Consider the following 16,662-nt stretch of genomic DNA (forward strand, 5'->3'; position numbering starts at 1 on the left):
CAAGTCGGTCAGTAAGCCAGCCGCTCACACTGACGGCACAGCTAAAGGGCACCTTGCTATCAACCTACCGCTAACCGCTAACCGCTAACCGCTAACCGCTAACCGCAGGCCGGTAGCTGGTTGGTAGAGAGTCGAGCAAGCCTAGGAAAAGAATGCTGATGCTTTTGCTAGTCTTGCGCACACCTGCTATCTGAGTTAAATGGAAGGCAGATTAACATCATCAACATGGACGTCGTGACTGCGGCATCAGCTCCGGCATAGTCCCCCTCTGTCCGGAGTATCAACATGGCAGTTACGATTTTCGACTTCTCAAGTGGCATTACTGCTGACAACGACCCTAACGGCGGCCCCTCCTCGAACAAGGTGACCCAGACGATTGGGGCAAATACCCTGACGCTTCAGCTCGATGCTGTAAGTGGCGCTCTGGCGGTGGTGATGGAGGATACGGCTTTCTTTGGCGGAGATGTTTCGAATATCAACGGTAATGCTTTTGAAACCATCACGTTGCCGAACACCGCACCGGTTTTTGTTGGCGCAGCTACCCCAGTGTCAGTCTCGCAAAACGCTGGCAGCACCTCTGTCGCAAGCCTACTCCATGTGAGCGATACTGATAGTGGGCAAACCGTGACCTGGAGCGCTATCTCAGCGCCCCAGCATGGTACAGCAAGCTTCATCGCCGCCACTGCCGCCTCAGGCAGCTCCGATATTTCCCCTGGGGGCACGCTGAGCTACACGCCAGCAGCAGGCTTCGCCGGCGCCGACTCCTTCACCGTGCAGGTTTCCGATGGTAGCGCCACCGCTACGCGGGTCATTTCCGTCAACGTCGCGCCCTCAACGCCAGGCGCGCCGGACCTGGCCTCCGTCAGCGATAGCGGGCGCTCGAGCGCTGACAACATCACTAATGCTGCCACGCTGGGCTTCAGCGGTACTAGTGCAGCGGGTGATACCAACAGCACGGTTCGAGTCTTCATAGATACGAACAACAACGGCGTCTACGACGCGGGTACCGACGCATCGTCCACCGCAACGCTCAACAATGGCTCGTGGACGGTGAATGGGTTGAGTACGTCCGGTTTAAGCGACGGCATTTACAATGCCTATGCTCAAGTAACCTCGGCCACAGGTAGCCTGACCAGCTCTGTCGGTGCCGCGCTGTCGGTAATGATCGACAAGACGGCTCCTGGACAAACGCTCAGCAGCCTGGCCCTGTCGGCCGATACTGGGACCAGCAGCAGTGATTGGATCACAAAAACGGCTGCACAAACGGTGCTTGCCACCCTCAGCAGTCCTCTCGCGGCGGACGATGTGCTCTACGGATCGCTGGACGGTGGTGCGACATGGACCGACATTACCTCCAAGGTCAGCGGTGCCACTCTGAGCTGGACGGGTGTCACCCTCGCCGAAGGTAGTCATTCTCTCAAGCTCAAAGTGACTGATGCAGCAGGCAATGACGGCGCCACAGCCACTCAGAGTTATATCCTGGACACTACGGCGCCGGTCGTCACCAGCGTCGCTGTTCCGACAGATGCGACTTACCGCATCGGTGACGTACTGGACTTCACGATCAATCTGACTGAAGCGGTGACAGTCGACACCACCGGCGGCACGCCTCAGGTGGCGCTGACACTCAACACGGGGGGAACTGTCTACGCTAACTATGTCAGTGGCAGTGGCGGATCAGCGTTGACCTTTCGTTACTCCGTAGCCCCGGGCAATGTTGATTCAGACGGGATATCGCTGGGCGCGCTGTCCGCCAACGGTGCAACGATCCGCGATCTGGCCGGAAACGACATGGCCCTGACCCTTAATGCTGTTGGCAGCACCAGCGGTGTTCTGGTCAGTGCAGCGGCACCGGTGTTTGCGTCTGCATCGGTAAACGGCACGAGCTTGGTGATCGAATACACCGACAGTCTCGCGCTTGATGCGCTGCATGCTCCGGCTTTGAATGATTACAGTGTGATGGTTGCAGGCACTGCCAATGCCGTTGCCGCGCTGAGTATCGATGGTTCCACTCACAAGGTCACTCTGACACTGACCAACCCTGTGCTGGCTGGGCAGTCGGTAACGCTGGCCTACACCGACCCTACTGCTGGTGATGACCTCAATGCGTTGCAAAACACTTTGGGCAACGACGCTGCCAGCTTCACTGCAACAGCGGTGAGCAATACCACTGCGCCGGTATCGAGTGGTGGATCTAGCGGAGTCATCATCTCCGCGCCTGTGACTGGTGGCACTCTCAACGGCACGATTTATAGCGACGTCCTGACCGGGTTAGGCGGCAAAGACACCTTCTACCCCAACGGCGGATCCGATCAAATTGACGGGGGTGACGATATCGATGCCGTGGTGCTCAATGGCGCGCGCGATCAATACAGCCTGACGCACAACAGCGATGGCACCTTTACTCTGCAAAACATGCTGGATTCTTCGGCAAACGTAGCGATGAAGAATGTCGAGCGCCTGCAGTTCAACGACAGTCTGCTGGCAATCAATGTCACCTCGGCCAGTGCGCAACTTGCCGAGTTGTATCACTTGGCACTGGGTCGCAACCCGGACGATGCTGGCTGGCAATATCACGTCGGTGTGGGTGTCAGTGGCGCCAGCACCAGCCAGATCGTCAGGTCATTCGTTGCCAGCAACGAATTCGCTGCTGGCAATGGAGCGCTTTCCGATGCCGCCTTCCTGAACCAGCTCTACGGTAATGCGTTCAATCGCGCTCCGGATTCAGGGGGGGGCGCGTACTGGCAGGCTCAGTTGGCCAATATGCCAGGTGCCGAGGGACGTGCGCAGGTCATAGAAGGCTTCCTGGCTTCCAGTGAATTGGCGATACAGATCACCGGGCTGATCGATAACGGCGTAGCACTGCTGACGCAGAGCTAATGCCCGTGTGAGCATCGAGCACTGTCACAGTTTACCGTTCTGCGATTGCCGACTTCGGGCCGCTACCGCCTTAGCGATGAGTAACAGAGATGCTAAGCAGCTGAACAGAATAGTTACTGCCGCTACATCAATGTCACGCAGATTGTAAAAGTCGCCCGCTGCATCCCAAGCCCGGCCTAAAACCGGGGCCGAGGACGTAGGGGTGCGGCTTTCGCTTCCGCGAGAACGAAGGAATGAAAGATGCACGCTGCCATATTCCAGTTTTCGGAACTAAGGTCCGCGAGCCAGGTGGGTACGACGCATCTCGATCTTTCGGCCGGGATCTTAATTATCGCCAGCGTCCGCTTCTGGCCGATTGCTACCTCTGACGAGAGGCAGTTAGCACCCATTGGAGCCTTCGCAGTGTCTAAGAAATTAGGGGCGATCCAGATTTTATGAGTTTTTATAAATGTTAGGACGCGCGAACGGCTGTTGCGCACTCTGATTGTGAATTGTAAGGATGCTAAAAATGAGTCAAGCCGAAATGTTCGAAAAGCTTGGTGCTCCACTTAACAACTTGCGCTGGTCGTGGGGAAGTGTCAGGGCGTCAGACGGAACTGTTTTTATGCGTGTCTGGCAGGATGGTACTCAGAAAATTGACGAGAAACGATTCATCTGGATTTCTGAAGAAAACCCGCCAGCTCATGACCTCGGTGCTGATGAACGCTTGCGTCATGTGAAGTTGGTTCAAGCGGGCGCTGCTTGTTATCTGATCATGTGCCAGGCGGTGGACAGCGGTGCGGCACCACGCGCCGTTCAAACTTTTAATAGAAATGAAGTCTTCAAGAGTGGAGATATCGTACTGGTCAAGGGGGCGTATTGGCTTGAACTAAAGGGAAGAGTTCCTTTGCGCGAAGTCTGCGTCTGATCTTTCACTGAGACTTCTGGACGCCGTATTTATTGGATGAATCCTACAAGTCTGCTGTTGGCCGAAAGCAGTCTATAGGGGTTGTTTATATTGACCATCGCTAGGGTTGCCGGCGGCCACCAAAAACTCCTGCCGGGCCAGGGCCAGTACCCCGATGGGGGCAGTCGCCGCTGCCTGCTCAGCTTCGGGGTTCGCTCGCCACAGTTGCCAGGCCAGGTAAAACAGGTAGGCCGCGCCGAGGATCTTGATCCCGTAGAACAGCAGCTCCGAGGTCTGCAGCACCACCGCCAGGCCGGCCGAGGCGAGGGCGATCATCCCGGCGAAGGCCAACAATCGGCCAATCCCGGCGACGCAGGAAGTGCGGTAGCCGTAGCGAGTCGAGTTGCTGACCGACAGCAGATTGTTCGGGCCGGGGGCCATGTTCAGGGCGAAGCAGGCCGGGAGAAACAGTGTGAGGGTGGCGAGATCCATGAGAGGCTCCATGGGGGCATTTTTCTATTGCCGGTGCCGGGTGGCTTTCACCCTGGCTTGGGACTTCAGCCGACGGATCCCGAGAGTTTATGTGATCCCCGCAAGTCGAGCCAAGACCCGATGGATTTCTCCCTTACCGCTCAATCGCGATAAGGCTCATAGGCAGGATGGCAGTGTGGAGGACCTGGTACTGGGGCCAAAACGAAGCGGGAAGGACCGGTTGCTGGCGCAAATCGGGCGGGCTGACACCATGATTGTCGCTAGTGAAGGCTGGTGCGGGAGCTGAAGGCTTTGTGCCGGGAGCCTTTACCCCAATTCAGAGGTCTGCTGATAGCTGGAAAACTCAACATCAGACAGTGGTGAAAGCCGAGCCGACTTGATTCCCTGCCTGGACAAGACCATTTCTTCGAGAATCTCCCGGGCAAGCTTTGCAATTAAATCGGCTCCGCGGTAATTCGATCTGACTATGCCGGTTATTGCGAAATGATCGGCATTGGGTCCGGTCAAAATCGCTGAGAGGGTACCATCCGGATGAAGGCTGCACTCAACGTGATAGCTTGGAAGTCTGGCAGCTAGAGCCGCTTCGATTTCGGCCTTGTTGAGCGTGTCCATCGGACATTGATTCCTGTAACGAAAGTATCAGTCTTGATCGTAGGCGCTATTCAGTCTGTGTAAATGATGGCTTTTTACTATCTGAGATGATTTTAAAGGAGGCGCAGCATGGACCGATTCACCGGCGGTTGCCTGTGCGGCAATGTCCGAATTGAGGCTTCGGGGCTCCCATACCGGGTCGGCCTTTGTCACTGTCTCGACTGCCGCAAGCATCATGGGGCCCTTTTTAACGCTTGCGCGGTGTTCCCTCAGGATGCGGTGACGATCGAGGGCGAAACACGCGACTACGCCGGGCGGTTTTTCTGTCCGCGCTGCGGCTCGTCCGTTTTCGCCCGCACCGCCGACGAAATCGAAGTGAACCTGGGATCCCTGGATGCCCCGGACCAACTGATGCCCACCTACGAAAGCTGGATCATCCGTCGCGAGTGCTGGTTGCCGCCGTTTCCGTTCACGAGACGATACGAGCACGATCGTGACGCCACGGGTCGCTCTGAGTAGGTCGCGCAGGTGGCCGAAGTAGTCCCGCTGCCTGCGCTGCTAGAATGCACGTATCAGTCCCGATTTTGGAGAACCAAGATGATCAGCAAGAACATGATTTGTCTCTGGTACGACGGCACCGCGCTGGACGCTGCGAAGTTCTACGCCGAGACGTTCCCGGACAGCGCTGTGGGTGCTGTCCATCGCGCGCCTGGCGACTATCCGGCGGGCAAGCAGGGCGATGTCTTGACGGTCGAGTTCACGGTGATGGGCATCCCTTGTCTTGGACTGAACGGGGGCCCGGCGTTCAAGCACAACGAGGCTTTTTCGTTCCAGATTGCGACCGACGATCAAGCCGAAACGGACCGCTTGTGGAACGCGATTGTCGGAAACGGCGGCCAGGAAAGTGCATGCGGCTGGTGCAAGGACAGGTGGGGACTGTCGTGGCAGATCACACCACGCGTTCTGACGGCCGCGATAACCGATCCTGATCAAGCGGCGGCCAAGCGCGCGTTCGACGCCATGATGGGGATGAGAAAGATCGACATCGCGGCGATCGAAACGGCTCTGGCGCGTTAACCAGCGCTGCTTGGGACTGGGCGCTGGAAATGTCGGATGCTGGCCGGTGCTTGAAGTCAAGCGCTGGACGGGGAAACGTTTTAAAGCAGGTTTGGGTGTTATTTCAATCCCAGCCGCTTCGCCAGTCGGTGCAGGTTGGCCACGTCCATATCCAGCATTCGCGCACAGGCAGACCAGTTCTCTGCGCAATTTTTCAGCGTGTTCTCAATCAGTTGACGCTGGAAGTTATCCGTCGCATCCCGTAGACCTTGGTCAACGCCGCCGGAAGGAGCATCCACAGCAACAGGCCGTGTATCCATCTGCTCTGGTACTTGATTGAAATGCTGTGCTTCAAGCAGCAGCTCTTCACTTTGCTGCGTCGCACGAGCAAGGATTGTCGCTCGATAAACAGCATGCTCCAGTTCGCGAACGTTTCCTGGCCACGTGTACTGCTTGAGCAACGACAGACAGTTGGCAGCCAGAGCCACCCGTTTCAATCCCATGCGTACCCGGCTCTGCTCGCAGAAAAAACCCGCTAGCAATGTGATGTCCTGCCCACGCTCACGCAGTGGTGGTACATGCACCGGGAATACGCTTAAACGGTGGAACAGGTCTGCACGGAACCGATTGTCCAACACCTCCTGCTTCAGATCACGGTTGGTCGCGGCAAGCACCCGTACGTTGACCCGCAAGACGTTATCGTCACCGACCCGTTGCACGTCGCCGTATTGCAATACCCGCAACAGTTTTGCTTGCAGACTCAGCGACAGTTCACCGATTTCGTCGAGGAATAGCGTGCCGTTATCGGCCATTTCGAACTTGCCGGTGCGATGATGGATAGCGCCGGTAAAGGCACCTTTGACATGGCCGAACAACTCACTCTCAGCCACTGATTCCGGCAGCGCAGCGCAGTTTAGATAGACCACAGACTGACTGGCGCGTGATGAACCTTCATGTATGGCCTTGGCGACCAGCTCCTTGCCGACCCCGGTTTCTCCAGTGATCAAGACGTTCAGGTCGGAACCTGCGACCATTTCGATCTCTCTTTTCAGCTGTTGCATGACCTCGCTGAGCCCGACCATTTCGGTGCCGGGCTTGCCCGCCGGGACATTGCTTATGGAGCGCGGAGCAATGGTCTGACTTTCCAGTTGCTCCACCAGCAGTGCGTTGTTCAGGGCAGCAGAGGCGAGGGCTCCCACCAGTCGCAGCTCTTCATCGCTGAAATGATCAAACTGTGCCGGGTCCATGCCATCAATGGTCAGCGCACCAATCAGTGTCTGGTCCGCGAACAACGGCAATCCGATGCAGGCATGCACTTTGAGGTCCTGCCGGTTTGGTATCAGTCCGTCATAGGGATCAGGCAAATGACTCTCTGCCGGAAAGCGCACCACGTCACCGGCGCGGGCGATGGCCTCCAGGCGCGGATGTGCATCAAGGCTGAAGCGTCGCCCCAGAACATCCGGTGCCAGGCCATCAATTGCCAGCGGACGGAACTGTTGCTGTTCATAACGCAACAAGGCAGAGGCGTCGCAACCCAACAACTGGCGCAAGGTATTGATCAGACGTTGAAAGCGGTCCTGATGGGAAATGCCGCTTTGCAACTGGATAGCGATGTGTGCCAGGGATTCAATAGAGAGACTCATATTAGTCACTTTGACAATGCATTAGTCATAAAGACAGTAATTCGCTATTGTCATATTGACAAGGGTTGTTTTATTAATCCTTTAAAATCAATAGCATATGATTTGGCACGGACTTTGCCATCTTCGGTGTAGAACATCATTTCGATAACGAGGCAGGACATGTCAATTCACGTCAAGAGCAACATTCATTGGGTCGGTCAGCGCGATTGGGAAGTGCGGGACTTTCATGGCACAGAATACAAATGCCACAAAGGTAGCAGTTACAACAGCTACCTGATCCGTGAAGAAAAGACCGTACTGATTGATACGGTTGATCACAGGTTCAGCCGGGAGTTTATACAGAACCTGGCTGCGGAAATCGACCTGAACACGCTGGACTATATCGTCATCAATCATGCGGAAGAGGACCATGCAGGGGCGCTGACAGAGTTGATGTCGCTGATCCCGAATACGCCGATCTATTGCACCGCCAATGGCGTGGATTCGATCAATGGTCATCACCATCATCCAGAGTGGAATTTCCACGTCGTACATACCGGCGACACCCTGGATGTCGGCAATGGCAAACAGCTGGTTTTCGTGGAAACTCCGATGCTGCATTGGCCGGACAGCATGATGACGTACATGACCGGCGATGCCGTACTGTTCAGTAATGACGCCTTTGGCCAACATTACTGCGACGAACACCTGTTTAATGATGAAGTGGATCAAAACGAACTGTTCGAACAGTGCCAACGCTACTATGCCAATATCCTCACTCCATTCAGTCGTCTGGTCATTGCGAAGATTACCGAGATCCTCGGTTTCAATCTGCCGGTAGATATGATTGCCACCGCTCATGGCGTGGTGTGGCGTGATAATCCGACGCAGATTGTGCACCGCTATCTGGAATGGGCTGCGGATTATCAGGAGGACCGCATCACACTGTTCTACGACACCATGTCCAACAACACCCGCATGATGGCCGATGCCATCGCACAAGGCATTCACGAAGTTGATCCGGGTGTGGCGGTGAAGATTTTTAACGTCGCGCGCCACGACAAGAATGAGATTCTGACCAACGTGTTCCGCTCAAAAGGTGTTCTGGTGGGCTCGTCCACCATGAACAACGTAATGATGCCGAAAGTCGCCGCCCTGCTGGAGGAAATAACCGGTCTGCGTTTTCGCAACAAAAAAGCTTCGGCGTTTGGCAGTTACGGCTGGAATGGTGGGGCGGTAGACCGTATCCAGACGCGCTTGATGGACGCTGGTTTTGAAACCACGTTGGCGCTCAAAGCCAAGTGGCGGCCAGATGGTGACTCGCTGGAGGTTTGCCGAGCTCATGGTCGCGAAATCGCTCGCCAATGGGCGCTGCAACCATTGACGGAGGCACAACTCGCACGACCTGCAGCAACTGCAACTTCCCAGGCAGTGACAATCGCGGACAACGACCCGCGTATGCAATGCAGTGTCTGCCAGTGGATTTACGACCCGGCGATCGGGGAGCCCATGCAGGATGTGCAGGCCGGTACGGCCTGGTGTGAGGTGCCTGATTACTTCCTGTGCCCCGAATGTTCACTGGGCAAATCGGTATTCGATGAGCTGGTTTCGGAGGCGAAATGAACAAGGAAATCGTCATTGTGGGCTCCGGCTTCGCGGCTCGCCAGGTGGTCAAGAACTTGCGCAAGCTCGATGGAGCGGTGCCCATTCGATTGATCGCTGCAGACAGTTGCGATGAGTACAACAAGCCCGACCTGAGTCACGTCATCAGTCTCAATCAGACAGCGGACGACATGACTCGCCAGTCTGCAGCAGAGTTTGCCGAGATGTATCGGTTGACCCTGAATTCTGGCTGCCAGCTCACTGCAATTGATCGCGAAAACAAGCGTATCAGCGCCGGCAATGAGGCATTCAGCTACGACAAATTGATTCTTGCCACGGGTGCGCAAGCCATAGTTCCGCCGATTCCCGGCCGGGAGTGGATGGTGACTCTGAACAGTCAGCAGGAATACCGTCATGCGCAACATGCACTGAAAGCTGCAGAGCGCGTACTGATCCTGGGGGCCGGCTTGATTGGCAGTGAACTGGCCATGGATGTCAATCGTGCCGGAAAGCAGGTGGTACTGATGGATAAGTCCTGCAGCCTGCTGGCTTCGTTGCTTCCTGTCGAGGTGAGTAGCCGCCTGCAGCACCGGTTATGCCAGATGGGTGTGGAAATGGTGTTCAACCAGGCTTTGGTATCCATTGAAAAGAGAGACGATAGCCTGGTGGCGACTTTGTCCAATGGCCGGCACATCTCCACCGATGTGATCATTGCCTCAATTGGGTTGGAGCCTGATACGACGTTAGCGACGCAGGCTGGCTTACGGGTGGGTCGTGGCATTGAAGTTGATGAACGCATGTGCACCTCTGACCCACACATATTTGCCGTTGGCGATTGCGCGCAAATCCAGGGCAAGCTACTGCCGTTTCTGCAACCCATACAGCTAAGCGCCATGACCCTGGCGCGTAATGTGCTGGGTGGCAATGAGGAAGTAAAGTTCCCGGCGATGCTGGTGAAGGTCAAGACTCCGGAAATGCCGCTGCACCTGGCGGGAGAAACCAGCCGTAAGGACTTGCAATGGCAGATCAGCCTTGAGTCACAGGGACTGGTAGCCAAAGGTCTGGACATGGCCGGGCAGCTACGGGCGTTCGTCGTCAGTGAAGACCAAATGAAGCAGGCCTTTACGTTGCTGCGTCAACTCGCGTTGTAAATCAAACAGGCAGAGCTCAACCGGATCGCCCAATCGGGCTGAGCGTGTTGTTCTGCCTGGACTCACAATCACTGGAATGAGTGGGGTCAGAATCATCAGCGCAGGTGGGTCACAATCACTGGAACCGGGTGTCAGCATCGCTGCAATACACACCCGCCGTCGGGCGCGGGTTAGCGGGTAGCCAGGCAAGATGCACCGGCCGCTGTCGCCCGGCGCAACTGCGACATACCGTTCCCCGCCGTAACCGCCGCTGCAGGCGACATTGGGCAGCCGCTCGCGGCCAGCGCCTCTGCGACCCAGGTATTGCAGGTATAGAACAGCGAATAGTTGCCCTCGGCCTGGTAGAACCGGCTCTCGCCATACAGGCCAGGCCCGAGCGCCGCCAAGGTGCCCGCAGCTGAGTGGGTGAAGGTCCCGGCCACGAACGCGAGCAGTCGCCGGTAGCCATCCTCCGTCACCCGCACCTCGATGACCTCGCTTGCGGCGAAACGTCGCCTGGGGTCCCCGGCAATCTTGACCACATGCAGCACGGTTGCCGTCGACCCGAACAAGGCCCGTAGGGCGAGGCTCAAGGTGGCCTGTGGGGCCCGGTAAAAGTCCTCGTCACCCCAGCCGAACTCAACGAAGTCGCCGTCGCCAAACTCTTCGGCCAGTGCGGGAAGCACCTGAAGCAAATCGAGGCGCGCAATCGCCAACCCGGTATGCAGGCCATGATTCACCACATAGAAGGACCGCCAACCGCCGCCCTCGCTCTTCGGCGGGCCCGACGCGGTAGCGCAGCCGAACAGCGCCAGGACCAGGGCCAGCACTACAATGCGCATACACAAGGGATTGGAGGCTCGCTAACGAAGCGTGGAAAAACCCCAGAGGGGGCGCTGTATACAAGCATAGAAGCTGGCTCGCGCCTTCAGGCAGGCATTCGTGGGCCAACCTGGAGGACTGAGGTTCTTCCCGCGATTCAGGTGCAAAGTGGATCTTTGAGTGTTCGCATGACCTGGTCGTACATCGCATCCACTGCTCGGGATCCCTTCGAATCCTTGCTGCGCATCAGAACGACTTCCACCACGGGGAGTTCGGGCAACCCATGGCGCGTGTCGACAACTTTCAAGCTGGCCGGCACGCTGCACCGGGTGAGTACCGCCACTGCCATGCCGCTCTCTGCCATGGCCAGTTGGCCACCCACGTTAGGGCTGTTATACACCACGCGGTATTTACGCCGCTGGGATGAAAGCGTTGCAAGAATCTCGGTGCGCAGACGTCCACCAAGTTCGTGTACGGCTATAGGCAGGGGGTCGCGTTTCCATACTTCATGCTGCTCGGCTGCTCCCCACACCAGGGCTTCCCTGAACAGCAGCTCGCCCCGCGAGGGCGCATCACGCGTGACCAATGCCAGATCGATTTCACCGCGATCGACCTTTGCCCACAGGGCGGTGGACTCCTCGCACACCAGGGTTACCTCGACTTCGTTGAAACGGGCGGCGAAGGTACGTAGCACCGGCACAAGGTAGGTCAGCGCATAATCGTCCGGAACTCCTAAGGTCACTCGCCCTGAAAGCGTTCCGCCATGCATCGCCAACACCAGGGTCGAATGGGACTCCAGCACCTTGCGGGCGTGGCCGAGCAGATCATAGCCAGCAGGGGTGAGGGAGAGCTGCCTGGGCTCCCGGTTGAGCAAGGGACGGCCAATGCTGTCCTCGAGCTTCTTCAGCTGCATGCTGACTGCTGACTGGGAGCGTGAGACCTGGCGCGCCGCGGCCGTCATTGAGCCCGTATCGACAACTGCGACGAAGGTGCGCAGCCAGTCGATCTGCAAATCCCGAGAATGCACCTGTTTACCTGTCATTCGTAAATCGAATGCGCCTTATAACACTTATTCGCTTTTCTGGACCCAATCCCAGCCTGCAAAATACCGCCCAAACCGCAGCACGCCGTAACAGAGGAGGCGACATTTTGTTGAGTATTGATAAAGGCTCGGTCGAGCTGGGCTTGAGGGATGTCTGGTTTGGCTTCAAGCAGCTCCTGCCAATTTCGCTGTTCGTTATCGTCTTCGGGATAGCCTTTGGTCTTGCTGCCGCGCAGACAGGGCTGGAGGACGCTTCGACGCTGCTCATGAGTGCCCTGGTGTTTGCCGGCGCAGCGCAGTTCGCTGTTCTCGATCTGTGGGGCGAGCACGTCCCGATTCTTCCGCTAATAGTTACGGTTTTTGCAATTAATGCCCGACATCTATTGATGGGGGCGACCTTGTATCCTTGGCTACGCGATCTTCCGCTGGCTAAGCGCTACGGGGTAATGCTGGTGGTATCGGACGCCAACTGGGCGATGTCGATGCAGGCATTCAATCGCGGCAAGCCGGGCCTGGGTCTGCTACTGGGCGGCGGCATCGCGCTGTGGTCGGCCTGGGCACTGGGTAGCTGGCTGGGCCTGTATTTTGGCAGCGCGATCAGGGATCCGGTAAGCCTGGGGCTGGATATGGTGATGGGTTGCTTCTTGCTGGCAATGGTACTTGGAGGAAAAAAGGACCTGCGCATGCTGATCATCTGGACTGTGGCGGCCGGCTCTTCGCTGCTGGCCTACTGGTACCTGCCTGAAAATAGCCATGTCGTCGTGGGTGCATTGGCTGGCGGTCTTTTGGGCGCGGTGTGGATGGAGAAGAAAATTGAGCATTGATAGTGCAGGCTTCGGCACAATCCTGATCATATTGATCATGGCGGTGGTCACCCTTGTCACGCGCTGGGGCGGTGTTTTCGTGATGTCTTTCGTCCCCATCAACTACCGGGTCCAGCAGTTCATCAACGCTATGTCGGGTTCGGTGCTGGTGGCCGTTCTGGCCCCTTTGGCGGTCACGGGCGACAATGGCGCACGGCTCGCCTTGCTGACCACGGCAATCGTGATGCTGCTGCTCAGAAAACCTCTACCGGCGATTGCGGCAGGGATAGTGGTGGCGGCCGTGTTCAGGCAGATCTGAGTTGCGGTTATGTCGGTCGCCATTGTTGTGGCGAAGTCTGGTGGAGCCGCGCGACATCTAACCTGTTGGGCCGTCCCCTTCTGTAATATGCCTCCCAACCCTGCGCGAGACTTGGAGCCTCACTCGATTCTTGCCTTTACCCTGGTCGCCGCGATTGCCATCGCCAGCCCAGGGCCCGCGACCTTGATGGCGATCAACAACAGCCTGGCCCATGGGCAGCGCAGCGCAGTGTGGTCCTCCCTCGGCAATGCGAGTGGCCTGTTCTGCCTGTCGGCCGCTGCCATGCTGGGGCTGGGGGCGTTACTTGCCAGTTCCGAATGGCTGTTCAATGCGGTGAAGATCATCGGTGCCGGTTATCTGTTCCACCTGGGGGCCAGGCAGTTGTTCAAAAAGAGCCCGATGCTCGCGGAGGGTATTCAGGATGGCTTGAAGAAGAGCAGGCCCACTCGCTTCAAACTGTACAAGTCGGCCTTCCTGACAGCGGTGACCAACCCTAAAGCGACGATGTTCTTCACCGCGCTGTTCCCGCAGTTCATCGACCAGAGCGCGACGCTGCTGCCGCAGTTCCTGATCCTCACTTCGATCTTCATGGCGTTGTCGGTGGCGTCCTTGAGCCTGTATGCCGCGCTTGCCTCCCGGGCCAAGGGCGTGTTGACACGGCCCGAGCTGTCACGGTGGGTCAGCCGGGTGGTGGGGGCGACGTTCATCTGCTTCGCAGCTGCCATTCTGACCATGCGTCGACAGGCTGCATAAGAGGAGTGCGGCTATCCATGAATGTCTGCTTCTAGCCGATTTATGCCTCTCGCGACGGGCTGCAAACGACCCAGGCTGTGTGAAAACGTATGCGCCGTTTTGAAGTCTGCGTTGCTACGTAAAATCTGCCAGCGTTTGGTTAATCAACAAACCGAAAATTTGCGTAGGAACGCGATTTTCGGCCCCGTCCTGACTGTCAAACCTGCTCTAAAACGTTTTCACACAGCCTCGACCCATAGCTGCCGGTCAGCACTGGGAGAAAACGACCCACAAGAGACATACGTCTTTCGCCAAAGCGGCCATACACATCCATAGATGACACTGATGGCTGACTGTTCACAGGCATGGATGGGCGGTCAATACTCTCTTGTGATTGAGGCGTCCAAAGAGCCTTGTTGGCCTTCACAGAAGAGCCGCCTGTATGCAGAGGGTGACGTGTGCAGCTGGCTTGCAAAGTGTTGACGCAGTGACAGCGCGGTGCCAAAGCCTACCTCGCTCGCAACGCGCTCAATCGACAAATCCGTGGTTTCCAGTAACTGCTGTGCCCTCGCAATACGCTCGGCAGCCAGCCACTTGACGAAGGTGGTGCCCGTAGCCTCACGAAACCGTCGGGTGAAGGTTCTCCGGCTCATGCGCGCTATGTCGGCCAATACATCCAGCGACAGCGGCTCCGACAAATGCTCGCGTGCCCACTCCAGCACGCCGGGTAAACGGTTCTCGCTGGGCAGTGCAGGCACCGGCTGCTCTATGTATTGCGCTTGTCCGCCCTGGCGGTGCGGTGGTGTCACCAGCAGCCTCGCCACGCGGTTGGCAACGTCAGCGCCATGGCGCTGACGCACAAGGTTCAAGCAGCAGTCAATCGCCGCAACCGTCCCTGCAGACGTAATGACGTTAGCGTCGTCCACATACAGCACGTCAGGGAGAAAGTTCGCCAGCGGAAAGCGCTTGGCGAAGAGGTCGCGGCAGGCCCAATGGGTCGTCGCGCGCCGCCCGTCCAATAAGCCTGCATCACCCAGCACGAAGGCGCCCAGGCACAGGCCGACCACCTGGGCACCGCGAGCGTGGGCTTTGCGCAGGGCGTTCGACAGGACAGCGGGGGCAACGTTTTCGGGATGGTTCCAAGCAGGAACGATGACAAGGTCGGCATCCTCCATGGCGTCGAGGCCGCCAGGCACCTCAATCTCCATGCCTTGGTCGCAACGAACACGGCCAGGCGTCGGCGCGCAGTACCGCACTTCGTACGGAGGCAGTCCGCTGGGTGCCGGCGCCACGCCGAACACGATGCCAGGCACCGAGAGGTGAAAGAGGCTGACACCTTCGAAAGCAAGCACTGCGACACGGACGGGCTGCATGGAGTCTCCAGAAATAAGTGAAAAAAATGGCCCAATTATATCTGTCATTGTCATTTGGGCCAGTGGTGCAAAAACCTGCCGATCCGCAAAATTGACCCCAACGCACAAACGAAACCTCCATTGCGCGCAATCAGCAAATTATTGAAAAGGAAAACCCCATGAAAGTCTTGAACCCTTTGCGCAGCGGCATTGTCCTGAGTGGCATCGCTATGCTCCTCGCCTGCGGCACCGCCTACTCCGGCACCAGCGACCCGGCAGCGTCCACGTCTGTGGCGAACGCAGTCCAAGTCCAGCAAATTCGCAACGCTACCGTCAAGATCGACTTCTCTGGCACCACGTTTCTGGTCGATCCCATGCTCTCAGCCAAGGGTGGGTTCCCAGGCTTTCCAGGCACCTACCGCAGTGAATTGCGCAACCCATTGGTAGACCTGCCTTTCTCGGTTGATGAGGTGTTGAACAGCGTCGAAGCCGTCGTGGTGACCCACACCCACACGGACCACTGGGATGAAGCTGCGCAAAAGCAGATTCCCAAGAATATGCCTGTGTTTGTGCAAAACGAAGTCGATGCCAAAACAATTCGGGGTCAAGGCTTTAAGGATGTGCGTGTCCTCAAGGGCACAACCACGTTCAACGGCGTGAAGCTGAGCAAGACCGACGGCCAGCACGGCAGTGATTTGTGGTTTGCAGACCCTGAACGTGCTGAAGCGATGGGCCCCGTCATGGGCGTCGTGTTTTCTGCTCCCAAAGCCAAAACGGTCTATGTCGCCGGCGACACCGTATGGCGCCCGGAAGTGGATCAAGCATTGAAGCAGCACAAGCCAGACGTGGTGATCCTGAACACGGGCAGCGCTCTCATGAGCGGTTTTGAGGAGCATCCCATCATCATGGGCAAGCAAGACACACTGCAGGCCACCAAGGCAGCGCCCAATGCGGCCATCGTTGCCGTACACATGGATGTCGTGAACCACATGTCGCTCAGCCGTAAGGAATTACGCGCTTTTGTGCAAGAAAACAAAATTCAGGATCGGGTGATGATTCCTGAGGATGGTGAGTCCATGAAGTTCTGATGAAACAAGGCTGCCTAAAAATTTAGGCAGCCTCTCAGACTCTACAAATGACTTCATCGACCAAACACCTCAAGACTGCTTGCATTGCCTTCTACGGCATGACCACTTCCCTCCGTTCATTGCTCTGTCTCGGGGTTCTGCATAAGTTTTAAATGACGAGAAACCGACGGCCCAAAAGTCTGCTTTTGGCGATGCTGGAGGTCAGGTCAGAAGGTCCGGTTGTGGCCGACTACTGCCTGTTGCGA

At 57.1% G+C, this 16,662-nt stretch carries 15 protein-coding genes and 1 pseudogene; 10 read left to right on the forward strand and 6 right to left on the reverse strand.

Annotated features, from left to right (window positions below):
* Positions 1-285 precede the first annotated feature (285 nt).
* Both F8N85_RS06140 and F8N85_RS06145 read left to right on the forward strand, forming a co-directional pair.
* Positions 286-2,880 (forward strand): DUF4214 domain-containing protein, encoded by a 2,595-nt coding sequence (locus tag F8N85_RS06140; RefSeq protein ID WP_150802770.1) that lies wholly within the window; start codon positions 286-288, stop codon positions 2,878-2,880.
* 508 nt (positions 2,881-3,388) lie between these two features.
* The gene (locus F8N85_RS06145) at positions 3,389-3,787 is read left to right on the forward strand and encodes a hypothetical protein (protein ID WP_150802771.1); all 399 of its coding nucleotides are present in this window, start codon (positions 3,389-3,391) and stop codon (positions 3,785-3,787) included.
* A gap of 102 nt (positions 3,788-3,889) precedes the next feature.
* On the opposite strand, the pseudogene F8N85_RS06150 reads toward F8N85_RS06145, so the two are convergent.
* Positions 3,890-4,258, reverse strand: a pseudogene (locus F8N85_RS06150) (LysE family translocator); the annotation flags it as partial.
* A 306-nt stretch (positions 4,259-4,564) separates the two neighbouring features.
* Positions 4,565-4,870 (reverse strand): hypothetical protein, encoded by a 306-nt coding sequence (locus F8N85_RS06155; RefSeq protein ID WP_150802772.1) that lies wholly within the window; start codon positions 4,868-4,870, stop codon positions 4,565-4,567.
* 108 nt (positions 4,871-4,978) lie between these two features.
* Between F8N85_RS06155 and F8N85_RS06160 the strand changes: the two genes are divergently transcribed.
* Positions 4,979-5,368, forward strand: a complete 390-nt coding sequence (locus F8N85_RS06160; RefSeq protein WP_150802773.1) for a GFA family protein — start codon at positions 4,979-4,981, stop codon at positions 5,366-5,368.
* 78 nt (positions 5,369-5,446) lie between these two features.
* Entirely contained in the window at positions 5,447-5,926 is a 480-nt protein-coding gene (locus F8N85_RS06165) for a VOC family protein (RefSeq protein WP_150802774.1), read from the forward strand.
* A gap of 98 nt (positions 5,927-6,024) precedes the next feature.
* Here F8N85_RS06165 and norR read toward each other — a convergent pair whose 3' ends face one another.
* The gene (gene norR / locus F8N85_RS06170; protein WP_150802775.1) at positions 6,025-7,548 is read right to left on the reverse strand and encodes a nitric oxide reductase transcriptional regulator NorR; all 1,524 of its coding nucleotides are present in this window, start codon (positions 7,546-7,548) and stop codon (positions 6,025-6,027) included.
* A 159-nt stretch (positions 7,549-7,707) separates the two neighbouring features.
* Here norR and norV point away from each other — a divergent pair, with 159 nt between their 5' ends.
* Positions 7,708-9,150 (forward strand): anaerobic nitric oxide reductase flavorubredoxin, encoded by a 1,443-nt coding sequence (gene norV / locus F8N85_RS06175; RefSeq protein WP_150802776.1) that lies wholly within the window; start codon positions 7,708-7,710, stop codon positions 9,148-9,150.
* On the forward strand, positions 9,147-10,280 hold the full coding sequence (gene norW, locus F8N85_RS06180) for an NADH:flavorubredoxin reductase NorW (protein ID WP_150802777.1): 1,134 nt from the start codon (positions 9,147-9,149) through the stop codon (positions 10,278-10,280). The genes norV and norW overlap by 4 nt, the downstream gene beginning before the upstream one ends.
* A 170-nt stretch (positions 10,281-10,450) precedes the next feature.
* Here norW and F8N85_RS06185 read toward each other — a convergent pair whose 3' ends face one another.
* The gene (locus F8N85_RS06185; RefSeq protein WP_191636126.1) at positions 10,451-11,089 is read right to left on the reverse strand and encodes a DUF2459 domain-containing protein; all 639 of its coding nucleotides are present in this window, start codon (positions 11,087-11,089) and stop codon (positions 10,451-10,453) included.
* 149 nt (positions 11,090-11,238) lie between these two features.
* Complete coding sequence (locus tag F8N85_RS06190; protein ID WP_150802779.1) at positions 11,239-12,123, reverse strand: LysR family transcriptional regulator; 885 nt, start codon at positions 12,121-12,123, stop codon at positions 11,239-11,241.
* Between the two features lie 107 nt (positions 12,124-12,230).
* Between F8N85_RS06190 and F8N85_RS06195 the strand changes: the two genes are divergently transcribed.
* The 3 genes from F8N85_RS06195 (at position 12,231) to F8N85_RS06205 (ending at position 13,998) form a co-directional block, all read left to right on the forward strand.
* Positions 12,231-12,947 carry an AzlC family ABC transporter permease gene (locus tag F8N85_RS06195; RefSeq protein ID WP_224795652.1) on the forward strand — a complete coding sequence of 239 codons (717 nt, stop codon included), beginning with the start codon at positions 12,231-12,233 and terminating at the stop codon, positions 12,945-12,947.
* Positions 12,937-13,245, forward strand: a complete 309-nt coding sequence (locus F8N85_RS06200) for an AzlD family protein (protein WP_150802781.1) — start codon at positions 12,937-12,939, stop codon at positions 13,243-13,245. The genes F8N85_RS06195 and F8N85_RS06200 overlap by 11 nt, the downstream gene beginning before the upstream one ends.
* A gap of 111 nt (positions 13,246-13,356) precedes the next feature.
* A complete protein-coding gene (locus tag F8N85_RS06205) occupies positions 13,357-13,998 on the forward strand; it encodes a LysE family translocator (protein ID WP_150802782.1) in 642 nt (213 codons plus the stop codon).
* A 356-nt stretch (positions 13,999-14,354) separates the two neighbouring features.
* Here the strand turns inward: F8N85_RS06205 and F8N85_RS06210 are convergent, their stop codons facing one another.
* A complete protein-coding gene (locus tag F8N85_RS06210; protein ID WP_150802783.1) occupies positions 14,355-15,350 on the reverse strand; it encodes a GlxA family transcriptional regulator in 996 nt (331 codons plus the stop codon).
* A gap of 158 nt (positions 15,351-15,508) precedes the next feature.
* Here F8N85_RS06210 and F8N85_RS06215 point away from each other — a divergent pair, with 158 nt between their 5' ends.
* Positions 15,509-16,417 (forward strand): MBL fold metallo-hydrolase, encoded by a 909-nt coding sequence (locus tag F8N85_RS06215; protein ID WP_150802784.1) that lies wholly within the window; start codon positions 15,509-15,511, stop codon positions 16,415-16,417.
* Positions 16,418-16,662 lie beyond the last annotated feature (245 nt).

It is taken from the genome of Pseudomonas fluorescens, assembly GCF_902497875.1.
GTDB lineage: Bacteria > Pseudomonadota > Gammaproteobacteria > Pseudomonadales > Pseudomonadaceae > Aquipseudomonas > Aquipseudomonas fluorescens_BR.

Coding starts and splice junctions, on each gene's coding strand:
- norW (WP_150802777.1), top strand. CDS start 9,147: ATGAACAAGGAAATCGTCATTGTGGGCTCCGGCTTCGCGGCTCGCCAG.
- F8N85_RS06215 (WP_150802784.1), top strand. CDS start 15,509: ATGAAAGTCTTGAACCCTTTGCGCAGCGGCATTGTCCTGAGTGGCATC.
- F8N85_RS06145 (WP_150802771.1), top strand. CDS start 3,389: ATGAGTCAAGCCGAAATGTTCGAAAAGCTTGGTGCTCCACTTAACAAC.
- norR (WP_150802775.1), bottom strand. CDS start 7,548: ATGAGTCTCTCTATTGAATCCCTGGCACACATCGCTATCCAGTTGCAA.
- F8N85_RS06140 (WP_150802770.1), top strand. CDS start 286: ATGGCAGTTACGATTTTCGACTTCTCAAGTGGCATTACTGCTGACAAC.
- F8N85_RS06155 (WP_150802772.1), bottom strand. CDS start 4,870: ATGGACACGCTCAACAAGGCCGAAATCGAAGCGGCTCTAGCTGCCAGA.
- F8N85_RS06165 (WP_150802774.1), top strand. CDS start 5,447: ATGATCAGCAAGAACATGATTTGTCTCTGGTACGACGGCACCGCGCTG.
- F8N85_RS06160 (WP_150802773.1), top strand. CDS start 4,979: ATGGACCGATTCACCGGCGGTTGCCTGTGCGGCAATGTCCGAATTGAG.
- F8N85_RS06190 (WP_150802779.1), bottom strand. CDS start 12,123: ATGACAGGTAAACAGGTGCATTCTCGGGATTTGCAGATCGACTGGCTG.
- F8N85_RS06210 (WP_150802783.1), bottom strand. CDS start 15,350: ATGCAGCCCGTCCGTGTCGCAGTGCTTGCTTTCGAAGGTGTCAGCCTC.
- norV (WP_150802776.1), top strand. CDS start 7,708: ATGTCAATTCACGTCAAGAGCAACATTCATTGGGTCGGTCAGCGCGAT.